9 protein-coding genes and 2 pseudogenes are annotated in these 13953 nt (G+C 61.9%); 5 read left to right on the plus strand and 6 right to left on the minus strand.

Annotation, left to right across the window (positions count from 1 at the left end; genetic code table 11):
• The first annotated feature begins 125 nt into the window (after positions 1-125).
• Together G3N94_RS34610 and G3N94_RS34615 are read left to right on the plus strand one after the other, a co-directional pair.
• On the plus strand, positions 126-3059 hold the full coding sequence (locus G3N94_RS34610) for a Tn3 family transposase (protein ID WP_205798446.1): 2934 nt from the start codon (positions 126-128) through the stop codon (positions 3057-3059).
• 227 nt (positions 3060-3286) lie between these two features.
• Positions 3287-4204: pseudogene (locus tag G3N94_RS34615) on the plus strand (cache domain-containing protein); the annotation flags it as partial.
• A 70-nt stretch (positions 4205-4274) separates the two neighbouring features.
• On the opposite strand, the gene G3N94_RS34620 reads toward G3N94_RS34615, so the two are convergent.
• From G3N94_RS34620 to G3N94_RS34635, 4 genes are all read right to left on the minus strand, one after another.
• Positions 4275-5723 carry a coniferyl aldehyde dehydrogenase gene (locus tag G3N94_RS34620; RefSeq protein WP_205798432.1) on the minus strand — a complete coding sequence of 483 codons (1449 nt, stop codon included), beginning with the start codon at positions 5721-5723 and terminating at the stop codon, positions 4275-4277.
• Between the two features lie 68 nt (positions 5724-5791).
• Positions 5792-6910 (minus strand): porin, encoded by a 1119-nt coding sequence (locus G3N94_RS34625; RefSeq protein ID WP_205798434.1) that lies wholly within the window; start codon positions 6908-6910, stop codon positions 5792-5794.
• 351 nt (positions 6911-7261) lie between these two features.
• Entirely contained in the window at positions 7262-7957 is a 696-nt protein-coding gene (locus G3N94_RS34630; RefSeq protein WP_205798448.1) for an SDR family NAD(P)-dependent oxidoreductase, read from the minus strand.
• A 61-nt stretch (positions 7958-8018) separates the two neighbouring features.
• Entirely contained in the window at positions 8019-8921 is a 903-nt protein-coding gene (locus tag G3N94_RS34635) for a sterol desaturase family protein (protein ID WP_205798436.1), read from the minus strand.
• A 308-nt stretch (positions 8922-9229) separates the two neighbouring features.
• On the opposite strand from G3N94_RS34635, the gene G3N94_RS34640 reads away from it, so the two are divergent.
• Both G3N94_RS34640 and G3N94_RS42755 read left to right on the plus strand, forming a co-directional pair.
• On the plus strand, positions 9230-9913 hold the full coding sequence (locus G3N94_RS34640; protein ID WP_205798438.1) for a Crp/Fnr family transcriptional regulator: 684 nt from the start codon (positions 9230-9232) through the stop codon (positions 9911-9913).
• A gap of 308 nt (positions 9914-10221) precedes the next feature.
• Positions 10222-10365, plus strand: a pseudogene (locus G3N94_RS42755) (integrase); the annotation flags it as partial.
• A gap of 358 nt (positions 10366-10723) precedes the next feature.
• Here the strand turns inward: G3N94_RS42755 and G3N94_RS34650 are convergent.
• Positions 10724-11299, minus strand: coding sequence for a hypothetical protein (locus G3N94_RS34650; protein WP_205798441.1), 576 nt, complete (start codon positions 11297-11299; stop codon positions 10724-10726).
• Between the two features lie 144 nt (positions 11300-11443).
• Entirely contained in the window at positions 11444-12613 is a 1170-nt protein-coding gene (locus G3N94_RS34655) for a tyrosine-type recombinase/integrase (protein ID WP_205798443.1), read from the minus strand.
• A gap of 176 nt (positions 12614-12789) precedes the next feature.
• On the opposite strand from G3N94_RS34655, the gene G3N94_RS34660 reads away from it, so the two are divergent.
• Positions 12790-13731 carry a DNA-binding protein gene (locus G3N94_RS34660; RefSeq protein ID WP_205798444.1) on the plus strand — a complete coding sequence of 314 codons (942 nt, stop codon included), beginning with the start codon at positions 12790-12792 and terminating at the stop codon, positions 13729-13731.
• The last annotated feature ends 222 nt before the right edge of the window (positions 13732-13953 follow it).

Raw genomic sequence — 13953 nt, forward strand, 5'->3', positions numbered from 1 at the left:
CGCCTGAGAGCCTTTTGCAACAAGGCTTCCAGAGTGATTCCAACTATTGTCTGCAGACCCAGCAGCGATCTGCGGTAAGCTACCTGCCCGCAATTTCCGATTGCGACCTGGACGGGAGGCTGCAGATGCCGGGCCTGGAATTTCGTTATGTGGGGCAGGATCGATTGCCCGCGCGGCTGTCGGAGTTTGACGTCGAGCGTTACTTCGCGCTGAGCGACAGTGACGTGGCCGCGCTCAACGAACGTTTCCGGCGGGATCGCCGAGCGGGTGCCGCCATCCAACTGGTCTTTCTGCGGGCCAGCGGCCACACGCTGGACCATGTCGGCACCCTGCCACGGCAACTGCTGCGCTATGTCGGCGAGCGACTCGACCTGCCTACGCCATCAATCGCGTCGTTGCGCACGATCTACCAGCGCTACAAGACGCAATACGAACATCAGGTGTGGGCGTGCAAATATCTCGGTCTAACGTCGATCAGCGCCGACCAGTGGGCCGGCCTCGAAGCCTGGATGCGGCAGGATGCCGCCGAATCTCTGACGCTCGAAGAACTGGTGCTGCATGCGCACCACTGGCTGTACGAGCGGCGACTCTTGATCCCTGCCGAGCGCACATTGCGGGATCTCGGACGATCGATCTGGGCGGATGCAGAACTTAGCCTGCTCTCGATGATACAGGCGACCGTTAGCGAGGCCCAACTGGTGCATGCCGACGCAGTCTTATCCGATCAACACGATACGTCGGGGATGACCGTACTCGAATGGCTGAAGACGCCGCCGGCGCGGCACAGCCCGTCCACCATTACCGAGACCCTGTCGAAAATTCGCTTTCTCAAGGCGCTTGGCTCCCATACGTGGGTACTGGATGTGGTGCCGGTTGAGAAACAGCGCGCCTATGCACTGCGCATTCAGGCCCGGCGTCCTGCCAAGGTTCGTGAACTCAAAGCGTCGACGCGGACGATCGAGCTTATCTTCTTCCTGCACGTCACGCTGCTGGAGCTTACCGACGCTTTGCTCTACCAAACGGGACGCCGCGTTTCTGATCTCGTCCGGCACGCCTACGATCGGACGACCGTCAAACAGGCCCGCTCCGCTGTCGAGTACCGGCAGCAACTGATTTCGATCAAGGCGCTCGTCAACGATACGCGCCGCTCCGCAGCGGAACGACTCGATGAGATCGGCAAACTGCTCGAGGGCCTTTCGAACAAGCCGCCGACGAGTCACGCAGCGAGTGTCCGCGAAACGTTGACCGACGATCATCATCGCATCCGCAACCTGCTGGTGCCGTTACGCGAACTGGAGCTTTCCGGCCGGGAGGCTGAGCCGAGCCTGCAGCAACTCGAGTTCCTCAGCACGCTGCACGACCGCGGCGCAACCGAGCTGCCTGTGGATTGCGAGGTGCCGGTAAGCACGAGCTGGCGAGACCTCGTCAACGGCGAAGACCGGGTACGCGCGATGCGCGCACTGGAGGCTGCGGCGATCACGGGGCTACGCAAGGGATTGCGGCGCGGGTCGGTCTGGACCAGCCACAGCCTGTCGTTTCGAGCCCGCGATCAGTTGCTGATTCCGCCGGCACAGTGGGAGCGCGAGCGAGACCGTCATCTGTCATCGCTCGGCTTACCCCACAAGGCGGAGCCCTTTCTGGCGCGACTGACAAGCCACCTGAAGGCAGGGCTCGCCGCACTCGAAGAGACGCGCGAGGCGGGTCGTGTCACGGTCGGGACGGACGGCGCAATGCACCTGTCGGCGCTTGAAGCGTTGCCTACCGATGGCCTACCAAGACGGACTCGCGACTTGATGTTCAAAGAGATCGGCACCGTACAGTTGGCCGACCTGATGATCGAGATGGACGCGTGCACCGGCTTCAGCGAAACATTGCTGGCGCGCCGAGCGCGCGACGCCAACGAACTTGTGTCGTTGTACGCAGCGCTGATTGCGCACGGAACGGACCTCGACGCGAAAAGCGTCGTGGCAATGGTTCCGCAGCTCGATTTGGCGCCCATAGCGACGGCGATGCGGGCACTCGAGATGCCCGGTCGACTGCCTCGTGCGAATGAGCGCGTGGTTGAATTTCAGCGCGCGCAGCCGATTACTGAACTGTGGGGCACAGGGCGGCAGGCATCGAGCGATTCCATGAGCCTGGATACTTCGCCGCACCTCTTTTACGCCCGGGTCGATCCGCGGCGCCGAACCCACGCGGTCGGCATTTACACGCATGTACTGGATCAGCATGGCATTGTCTATAACCAGCCGATCGTGCTGAATGAACGGCAGGCGGGCGTGGCCATCGAAGGCGTATTGCGACATAACGAAAGTCGAGACGATGGCGGCCTGCTGCGGCTCTCAGTCGACACGCATGGATATACGAGCGTGGGGATGGCCGTGTCGAAGCTGCTGGGCTTTGACCTGTGTCCGGGCCTGCGCAACTTGGCCGAGCGCAAGCTGTATCTGCCGCGTGGGTTCACCATCCCCGAAGGTCTGGCGGCAGTGGCGGCCCCCGACATTTCACTCAAAGCGATTCGCGATGGCTGGGACGAACTGCTACGGCTCGTTGCCTCGATTCACTCGGGACGTGTCAGTGCGGTAGTCGCGCTGCAACGATTTGGCAGTGCTGCGCTGGGGGATCCGGTGCATCGGGCTGGCGATCAACTCGGCAAGTTGCTGCGCACACTTTTCCTGTGCGATTACTTTAGCAACGCGGCGTTCCGTCGGGAACTGCAAATGTTGCTGAATCGCGGCGAGTCGGTACACCAGTTGCAGCGTGCGATCTACACCGGCAGGGTTGCCCCCGAGCGCGGCCGACGTCGCGACGAAATGGTGGCCATCTCGGGTTCGTTGACTTTGCTGACGAACCTTGTGATCGCCTGGAACACGCAGCGCATGCAGGCGACGGTCGACGTCTGGCGGTGCAACGGGCGACAGGTCGACGACGAGTGGGTGCGACGGATGGGGCCTGCGCATTTTGCGCACGTGAACTTCAGGGGCACGCTGAGTTTTCCCGTCGACCGATACGGCGAAATCCTGCTGGAGGCTGCGCCATGGCAACGCGACACGGGATCATGAGCCGTATCGGATCGAGCGGCGGTCCCTTCCGCCGAAAGTCAAGCAGATCGGACCCGAGTCGATTGATGTGGTGCCTACGGTGTGACGAGAGCGCCTCGGGCAACTCGCGATTGCGTGCGGACAGTTCCCTTTTTAGTATCCGGAATCCAGATCCATTATGATTTTCACAGCGCTCGTGCGCCGTAAAACGTGTGTGTAACGAATGGATTCAGTCAGCGGGGAGACCCATGCAACACCGGTCGGTAGCCCCTTACTACGTCATGGTGATCGGCATCGTGATCGCCGGTGCACTGATGGGCCTGTGCGTGTTGCAATTATTCCAGAGTAGGCAGGACGCGCTCGACCGCGCGCGCGAAACCTCGCGCAATCTCGGTCTGATGGCTGAGCGCGACATCTCGCGCAATTTCGAGCTTTACGACCTGTCGTTGCAGGCGGTGATTCAGGGCATGCAACGCCCCGACGTGATGGCCGCCCCTGCGCCCTTGCGGTGTGGTGTACTGTTCGACCACGCGATGACCGCCCAATTTCTCGGCTCGATGCTCGTGATGGACACGGCGGGCAACATCATTCTGGATTCGGCAAATGACGTGCCGCGTCAGGGCAACTTTGGGGATCGGACGTATTTCAAGATCCACCGCGACCATCCAGACGTGGGACTCTACATCAGCGATCCATACTCGTCCCGCCTGCTCAGTGGCACCCCCGGCATTGCACTGTCGCGCCGGCTCTCGAATCCGGACGGCTCATTTGCGGGTGTCGTGGTGATCGCAATCAACCTCGAGTATTTCCACAAGCTGTTCGCCGGCTTGGCGCTCGGCATGCATGGCTCGATGTCGCTGATCGGCAAGGATGGCATCATGATCATGCGCCAGCCGTACGACGTGCGCACGATCGGCCGCGACATCAGCAAAGCGAGTACGTTCCGGCGCTTCGTGTCTACGCCAGAAGGGACGTTTTCGGAAACGGCGTCGATCGATGGTGTGCGCCGTCTCTACTACTTCAAGAACCTGCCCGGTCTACCGCTGATCATCATGGTTGCGGAAGCCGAGCAGGATATTTATGCGGCGTGGCGGCGCCGCGCGGTGACGATCGGCGCACTGGTCGTGGCGTTCGGCGCGGGCTTCATCACCCTGTCGATCGTTCTGAGAACAATGAATGGCATCGATCGAGAGGAGACGATTTCAACGAGTTCCGTCAATCCCGAGCACGCTTGCGTCAACTTTTGAGGCGCATCATGAAGTCGAGAATCCGCGTCGCCTTGCCCGCGTACGGTGGCATGAGCATGTCGATCGACCGCCACGGGCTTTGCTTGAACACCGGGCGCAGTTTTGAGAACGTCAGGAAGCCTTCCCGGCCGTGGTAGTGGCCCATGCCGCTTTGGCCAGTGCCACCGAACGGCAGCGAATGCATGCCAGCGTGCAGCAGGCCGTCGTTAATTGTGACACCGCCGGATATCGTGTTGTTGAGGTAGAACTCCTGCAAGCGGGCATCGTTACTATAGAGATACAACGCAAGTGGCCGCGGACGGCTGCCGATGTATTCGATGACCTCGGCCTCGTTCCTGTATGTGCGGATCGGCAGCAACGGGCCGAAGATCTCGCGCTGCATGATCTCCATTTCGTCGTTCACATTCAGAACTGCATGGGGCGGCATGATGCGCCGAGCTGGGTCGCCCGACTGGCCGGGGCACAGGTTGACCGCGCGACCGCCCTTGGCGATCGCGTCGCTCAGCACGCCTTGAATGCGATCGAATTGTCGCTGATCGATGATGGCGGTGTAATCACCGTTGGTGATGTCCGGGTAGCGAGCGCTCGCGATGCGTTCAGCCTCGCGGACGAACTCGTCGACCTTGCCCTCGGGCACGAACAGATAATCGACGTTTGTACAGATCTGCCCGGCGTTTAGCATCTTGACCCACATTACGCGCTCGGCGGCGGTGCGCAATGGGTAGTCAGGAGCGAGCACGCAGGGCGACTTGCCGCCTAGTTCCAGCGTAACGGGCGTCAGGTTGCGGGCTGCGTTGGACATCACGGCACTGCCGGTCTGCGGCGAGCCGGTGAAGAACAGGTGGTCGAATGGCAAGCGGGTGAATGCCGGTCCACGGCCGTTGCCATCCTCGAAGAAGGCGAGCTTGTCTTCTTCGAAGTAACGAGGGGCAAGCTCCTTGAGCAGCACCGCCAGATGTCGCGAATTCTCCGACATCTTGATCATCGCCCGATTGCCTGCGGCGAATGCTCCGATCAACGGCTGGAAGGCCATCGCGATCGGAAAATTCCACGGCACCACGATCCCGACCACGCCGACTGGCTGCGGAAACGTCCATGCCTTTGCGAGCGGGTACTGGGTGAGGTCCAGATGGCGCTTCTGCGGCTTCATCCAGCCCTTGAGACGTTTGATCGCGTCGAGCGCAGCATCCTGAACCTGCAGGATTTCCGTCAACTTGGTCTCGAAGCTGCTGCGGCAGCCGTAGTCCCGATTCACGGCGGCGACCAGGTCGTCCATGTGCTCGACCATCATGCGATGGATCTTGCGCAGGTCGTCGCGCCGCTCCTGCCAGCCCGGGTTGCGATTGCGAGTGTAGGCGGCTTGTTGAAGCGCGAATACGCGCTGAAATTCGACGGGGATCAGCGCATCGTCGACGATTGGGACGTGAAGCATGTTCATGATGGTTGTGAGCTGTGTGGACACTCAGGAGGCGACGCGGTTTTCGGCCATGTCCGTCGCCCCACGTTTCAGAAGCGATGGGTCATGCCCATCACCGCAAGGATTTGCTTCGTGCCGTGCTCGCTCACCGTGACGCCCGGCCAGCTGGTAGTCGCGCTTCCGTTGTTCTTGATGTATCCAGCGCGTGCGTAGAAGCTCGTGCGCTTGGACAGTGAGTGATCGACGCCGACCTGGATGCCCGGCGCGTTGTCGTGCTCGCCACGCACGTTGCGTTCGAATATCGCGACTTCGATCGCGTCCGCTGGCGTCGCCTGGATCGTCGCGCCTAACTGGGCTGTGCTGTACGAGTGCGCGGTGCGGAGCAACGCGGCCAACGACCGACCGGGTGCGTCGTCCGCGCGCTGGAACGAATAATTTGCCTGGAGGTTCACGATCCCGATCCGGTAGGCGAGCGCACCGATAAAGTGCTCGGTGCCTAGCAGGTTCAGCTGGCCCGGCAGCCCGGGGATCGTTGCCTGTCCCGCGTGCTGGTTGACGTAGGCAAACCCGGCATAGAAACCGAAGCCCGAATAGCTCGCGCCGACGTTCAGCATGTTGCCGGTCGTTGCCGGCGTGGGCTGCGTAACCGTCGCCGAGAATGCGTACATGCCGTAGAACTGCAGGCCGCGCAGACTCGGCGACTGATAGAGGATCGAATTGCTCGCGCGGCCGGTCTCGTTCTGAATCGACAGCGTATTGCGATCGACTGCAAGAACGTTCGCCGATATTGGCGACAGGAGTTCGTTCAAGCCGAACGGATCGGAGGGATACACGACGCGGAAGCTCGGCTCGTATTGGCGCCCGAACGTCAACGACCCAAACTGCTCGTGGGAAAGACCCACCCACGCCTGACGGTAAAAGAGCGCGCCGGTGTCGCCAAACAGCAAGCCGTTGTTGATATTGAAGCCGGTTTCGACATCGAACTTCACCTTGAGGCTGTCCCCTAGGTCTTCGGCGCCAGCGAGCCCGAACCGTGAACCAGTCGAGCCGCCGCTTTTTTCCGAATACGAGTGCTTGGCACCGTTGTCGAGGTATTGAACGAAGACGTCGGTCACGCCGTACAACGTGACACTCGAATCGGCAGCCGATGCGCTACTCATGGCGCAAACCAGCGTGGCCCCGCAAATTCCCAAGACGACCAGACGCATGCATGTCTCCAATTTTTTCTTGCCGCTTGCAGCGGACTGAATGGAAAAACTACGGTGCGGCAACTCGTGCGCGCCATCGCTCAGCGAGCGGAGGCGTTCTAATAAAACAGCTTTGACGTGAGATGCTTCTCGTTGGTATCGCCGCTGCGCCGCCGATGGGGCGCTACGCGTGCAAATCGAGCATCGTGTGTTAAACGCACGATTTGAATTGATGTCCGAACTGACCGGCGATTTTCGGCGATATGGCTCGGCGCGTAGCCGAGACCTCGAACTTAGCCGACGGTGAGGCTTAGTGCCTGCATGCGACGGGTCGCCGCGGGCAGGCGTCGCCCGAAGTTCAATGCGGATCGCTCAGACTCGCCCTTTGACAGGGATGAGCGCCCCGGTGATAGGTAATGCGGCATCGGAAAGAAGGAACGCGATCACGCCCGCCAATGCCACGGGATCCACCCAGCGAGACACGTCTTCGCCGGGAATCGCGGCGCGATTGGCGGGCGTATCGATGATGCTGGGGAGTACGGCATTGACCGTGATCCCGCGATCCTTCAATTCCTCGGCGAGCGCTTCGGTCAGCCGTGCTACGGCCGCTTTCGACGCTGCATACGCGCCCATACCGGCTTTCGCCTGCGCCGCGGCCAGTGCGCCCACGGTGACGATTCTCCCCGCACCGCTGCGAAGGAGGTACGGCAGCGCGGCCTGCGTAGCCAGCAACGCGGTGCGCACGTTCATCTCATACATGAGGTCCCACGTCTTGACGTTGCCGTTCTCGACGACTTCCCAGATGAACCCGCCCGCGACGTTGACGAGCCCGTCGAGGCCGCCGAGCGCCTCGGCCGCTTCGCGCAAGCAATTGCGCGCAGCCTCGCCGTTATTGAGATCCACTTCACCCCAGGCGAACGAGTCTGCTCGCAGATCGAATGGCGTCGGCGCCTTGTCGACGAGCGCCACCTGTGCACCGGCCTGGGTCAATGCGTTGCCGACCGCTCGACCGAGCGCGCCGAAGCCCCCGGTCACCACGATCTTCTTTCTTTCAAGTCTCTGATTCATGCTGAACTCCAATGTTCTTCCTATTCATGCTGCGTTTTCTGACATGCGGTTTGCCTGCCATCTAAAGGTCGGACTGGGTCGGTTTAGCGGGCGAGATCTCCGCTTCCGATTCGTCGCTGTAAATCCGCCCGCCGAACTTCAGCGCGCTCCACTCGCGCCCCGATTGCCTCAGCGGGTAGAACATTTGGTAATCCCAGCGTTCTGGTCCGAACAACTGATCGTCACGCAGGCCGACTTCGGCGGGGTAGCGGCGCGTGATGTGCGCCGTGCCGAATATGACGTCCCAGAGGAACAGCAAATTGCCGAAATTGCCCTTGTAGTAGCCGATGCCATCCATGTTGGTTATCGCGTGGTGCGCGCGATGCGTGGCCGGGGTGGAGATCGTCCGTTCGAGGACCCACATGACCGGGCGCAGCGTTCGGACTCGATAGAGCGGCTCGTCCCAAGCCCAGGCGCAGTGGGCGCCGAGTATCACCACGAGCTTGATCACTGCATAGGCGAAATAGATGCTGCCAAAGCCGAGATAAAGCAGCACGGCGCCGATCCACAGGCCCGGCATCATCAGGTAGTAAAAGAAATTGTTCCGGTAAGTGATGCGGATACTCATGTACGACGCGGAATGGTGTGCGCGGTGCAGCGGCCAAAACAGCTCCAAATGGGAAACCCGATGCCACCAGTACTGCGTCATGTCGTCAGCGATCAGGAGGATGCAGACCATAGCCCACCAGGGCAGTGTGGACCACGCATTGCGAAGATCGGGCGCGAGCCAGTGGCAAAGCTTGTCGGTGGCGAGCAGGATCACCGGTTGCATAAATGCAAACAGACTGACTGACATCAAAAGCTCTAGCTTCGTGTCGTTGGCGGTTGCATGAACAGTGTCGCGATAGCGCCGGCTGATGATTTCCGCCATGCCGAATCCACCGATGGCAAGCGCAATCAGCCCATACATCAAATTCATACTCATACTGCTCGTCTCCTTCCTAATATCGGTGATGTGTGCGATGCCCGAGCCCGATGGCGCTCGAGCTTGAGTGCGAAAGGGTGCGCGACGCCAACGCGCCGTCGGGATGCTCGAAGTCGCGGTGGAATCGTCAGACCGCGGCTTGGCCGCCGTCATGAGCAAGCGAGTGGATGCGGGTACAGGTGGTACGGGGATGGCTGGAGTTCATCGCGACTTGCATATGAGTGACAGTCGCTCCATGATGCTGAAGTTGTTTCGGTAAGACTGTTCAATTCTTGTCGATTCAGGGCTATTACCAATGTCAATCGATCATGCAAGTGTTCTTCGACAATCCGTGGTTTGCCAGCTTGCCCAGAGCCGACGCCGATGCGCTGCTGGCTGCCGCTCGCCCCTTGCGCCTCGCCCAGGGGGAAATTCTGTTTCGGCAGGGGGAGCCGTTCAACGACGCGCGTGACGGTTTCTTTGGCATCGCAAAGGGGGCGATCAAGTTCTTCATCGTTCATGCCGACGGCAGTGAGGCGATTTTGACCATCTTTGAACCCGGCATCTGGTTCGGCGAACCTATGCTGCTCGATCGGCAAATTCGGACTGGTACGGCAGTCGCGCTAGAGGACACAGAGTTGCTCGTCGTCAGCGCGTTGCACTTTGACGCGCTGATGCTGCGCAATGGGTTCGCACGGGCCATCGCAGTGATGGAAGCTAGACGCTTGGTGGACGCGTTCGGGATCCTGGCGGATGTCGCGCTTCGAAGCGCGCGCACGCGCGTCGCGCGACGCTTGGTCCTTCTGGCGCGCGGCGACCTCACGCATGCCGCGAGTCGGCGCTGCACGATCGAAACTTCGCAGGACAACATCGCGATGATGCTGGGCATGAGCCGCACGACCCTAAACAAGGAATTGCAGGCGCTGGCGAAGATGGGCGCAATCGAGTTGCGCTACGGCCATATCGCGATCAAAGACATCGAATTGCTGATCGTGACGTCGGAACGCCCTTGACGGAAACGGTCTGATCCGCGCGTCCAAGTGAGATGCACGCGTCTCGGTCTGCCAAGTGGCGAGCGTCGTCCGCTTCGGCCGATGATGAGAGGGGTTTGAGCGGTATCAGTAGGACCGCTGTCGAGCGCAGAGTTGACGTTTGCTTGTCCGTATCGACGCGAGACCCAACGACCGCATATGGCCGGAGGACTAAACCGCTCGCGCGGTAGGGGCTCCGGTCCGACGCTGGAGGTCAGGAAAAGGCCGATCACGCGGCTTTATGTTGGCGAATGAGGCAATCCGCCTCGTTCTTCAACAGGAGCCGAATCATGACCTCCTTACCGGCAAACACCAGCCCGCTGCGTCAGCGCATGATCGACGACATGCGCATGCGCCAGCTTGCCCCGAAGACGCAGGACATCTATCTGCACATCTCGAGATCCGGCAAGTTGCAGTTTGCCCGCTTTTGCGGGGCAACGGGCGCGAATGGCCAGCGTGGTCGTTAACTGGTGGCCAGCAAACCGATGTGCGTCATTAGAACCACGTATTCGGTACTTGCTTTCGACGTTGAAGGTCGAATCGACCCAGGCCGCTTCGAAGAGCAGCAATTTGCCCTCGCGGAATCAGTTGTTGCGCCCGTCATTGCTTCATCCGCAGATGAGAACAGCCAACCCGTCGTCGACGCGACATCTCGATTCATCGCGCAAGGGGGCGGTGGACTCCGTCACCCGCCCTGGCGCACGCGATCGATGAGGCCGCGCTAGAGCAACGACCGTGCGGACGCCTGTAAGCCATTGTGCGACAGCGGTTCTGCGGCGCCGGTATGGCGACTCAAAGCTCTTCGCCCGGGTCCGCGATATCAAGCCGAAACTGCCATCCTTCCATCCTCATCAGCATTCGCCCCAGATCGTTCCACGAGACCTCCTTGCCGTCGACCACCACGAGTGGCAAGTGCCCCTCCTGCGACTCGTCCCATTCGATGCGCCCGCGTACCGTACTGTCGATAATCTGGCGCTCACGAAAATCAATGTGCCTGACCGCTAATGCGCGGCGAATCTTTTCGACGAGGCGTCCGAGCAGGACGAGCACATCGTCGTCGCACTCGCCGATCAGCTGGAACCGGTAGCCGGCGGGAAAATCGCCGCGGAGCTCAAAGGCATCAAGGGCGAACTGGTCGCCCAGCAGCCGGACCTGGAAATGGAACTGGTGGGATTCCCCGCCGCAGTCGATCATGCGGATGGGGTCAAGCCGGACATTCTCGAAATCGGTGAAGCCGGTTGACTCGGCGATCCGGGCGTTGAAGCACAGACTGCAAAGCAGCTGGTAGCTGCCATCACCGGAGCCGCAGTGGATGGTGTCCCAGGGCGGCGTCAGGTTCCCGCATTGTTCACATCGCGCGTGTGCCATGTCATGTCAGCTGTGATGGTTGTCCCTGCGATCGCAGGGCGAATGGAATGCGGCTGGCGGCTTCGGCACGGCTCGTCGTACGTCGGCAGCGACAGTCAACATGAGCTCGCACCAACGTGCGTGGAAGTGGGAAAGCGAGCTTCGCTATTGTGACGGAGGTTGCCCGCGTTGCGGCTCGTCTTTCGATCCCACGGTGTGCGCATGGCGTCGATCGTCCTCGGCATGCAGATAGAGGCCCGTCGTCTCGATCGAGGCGTGCCGCAGGTTCTTCTGGATGAAGCGGATGTCGGTGCCGGCATCGGCCTGGTGTGAGGCGGCCGAGTGGCGCAGCCAGTGCGTCGAGGCGCGGGACAGCGTCGCTGCACCAGCCGGATCGGTGGACGCAAGCGTCTCGGCCGCCCGCCGGAACACCTCCTTCGCGATCAGGTAGACCGCTGTCGGGGTGAGGTGCCGCTCCGCGTCGCCGGCCACGCTCAGGATGGCCGGGCTTGCCTCGCCCGGTGCCGGCATCGGCGGCAGACCATGAAAGGTGCGATAGCGCGCGAATTCGGCCATCAACGCGTCGCCGACCGGCACCTCACCTTCGGTGCCGCCCTTGCCGACGACATGCAGCCACCAGCGTCCGCGCCGCTGGACAAAGTCAGCCGCCTTCGCATGGGCGGCCTCACTCGCACGCAGCGCCGTGTGGTAAATGAAGCGCATCACCCAGCGACTGCGCTCGTAGTGCTGACGCTCGCGCAGCGTGGCCTGCGGCCAGGTTTCCACAGAATCGAGCACGACCTGCCAGAGCGCGGCGTCGAGATAGCGCTCGACGCGCCGGGCACGCGCCATGGTTGCGGTCCGCCCGCGGCGTAGCGCGAGCGGGTTGCCGGCGAGGTAGCCGGCGGCCACGAGATAGTTGAAGAGGCCTGACAGGATGCCGAGCGCCTGACGGCGGCTGCGCTCGGCGAGCGGTCCGTCGAACAGGCGCCGGGCCCCGCCTCGGCGCGGCAATGCCGGATCGGTCCAGTCGTCGGTCGGGGCTGCCAGAAACCGTTCGTAGAGCAGGAAATCTTCGCGCGTGAGGCTCGAGAGCGGCTTGCCAAGCGCGCGTGTGGCCCACACAAGCAGGCGCACGACCTCCTTGCGGTAGCTGCGGAGGGTGTGGGGCGAGCCTGCGTACTCCGCCAGCCACAACCGCACCGCCTCGAGGTCGGTGTCAGCCGCGATTTGCCGGTTCGTGCCGTGCGCGCGGTTGGTACCGGTGCGGCCGTCGAGCGTGGCGGGCAGCGTGATCGGCAGGAGGGCATCCGGGGACGGCGCGGGCAGGTTCATGGCAGACGCGTTTTCAAGGAGTACGCCGCAGCGTACACCGAAAATCCATACGATTATGCGTGTTATCGTAAATTTCTAGTTGTTGTCGTTACAGATATAACGTAATACAGTAATATACGGCTATATTTTTTGGCGAAACCTGCCCCCTCTGACCACTTTCACGTCGAGCACCCACCATGAGCCGCATCAGCGACACCCGTCACCGGACCCGCGAGGCCGCCGCGCGCCTGGTGGCCGCCGGCCGTCTCCCGTATGAGCTCACCGTCGATCTCATCTACGCGGAGATCCGTCAGGGCAGCCGCACCACCATCAATGACGAACTGAAGCTGTGGAAAGACGAGCAGGCGCGCAACGATGCCTTGTCGGCAGCACTGCCGCCGGAAGTGGCCAGCGCCATGCTGTCCGTCTGGGCGCTCGCGATCGACCACGGGGAAGCAGCTTTCGCACGCCGCAGCGACGAGCTTGAGGCCGAAGCAGCGTCCGCCTCGGCGCAGCTCGAATCCATGCAGGTCGCCAACACTGGTTTACAGACAGAAGTGCAGGCGCTACGCGCACAGCTCGAGGAACGCGACGCGCGACTCGCCGCTGCGACCGCAGAACTCGCGCGGACCCAAGCTGAGCGCGAGGCGGCGCTCCAGGCTGCCCAGACCGCCTTGGCGGAGCGCGACGTTGCCCGCGCGCAGGCCGACGAGGCGCTGCGCGTGACGCATGCCACACATGGGCGCGAACTTGAGACGCTGCGTGCGGAACACACCGAGCGGGAAGCCTCACTGCGCGCGGACGTCGACCGGGCAGCCTTGCGACTCGAAGGGGTGCAAAAGCGCGTCATGCTGCAGACTGAGGAGGCCCGCGACGCTCAGCGTCGCGCGGAGGCCGCGCTCGCCAAGGTCCAGCACCGAAACGAACAGCTCGTCGGTGACGTGCAGCGTCTCACCGCCGACGCAGCCGAACAGCGGCGCCTGGCCGATCGACACGAGAAGCAGCTCGCAAGCGTCATGGAGCAAGCGCGTGAATTGAGGCGCGAGCGCGATAGTGTTACCCAAGAGGTTGCCCATTTGCGCGGGCAACTCACCGCCCGCGCGGAGGCGCCGGCGCGCACTACGAAACGCTCCCGCTGAGTCAAATAGCAAAACGCACGCGCGTCGATCGGCGAAGCAACGGAGCGAGCGGACGAAACGGGCGGCGAGGGTTGACGGCGACCTCTTGCTGCAAACTGGTAACGGGCACAGTTAGATCTTGGCGGCGCCGCGGGCTGAAGCGCCAGATTTTGCATCCGAAGGATCGCGTTCCCGGAAATCACACTCCGACCAAGTAATTGATTTATATAGAAATATCAGAGC

The sequence above is a fragment of the Burkholderia sp. Ac-20353 genome, assembly GCF_017104785.1.
Taxonomy (GTDB): Bacteria; Pseudomonadota; Gammaproteobacteria; order Burkholderiales; family Burkholderiaceae; genus Burkholderia.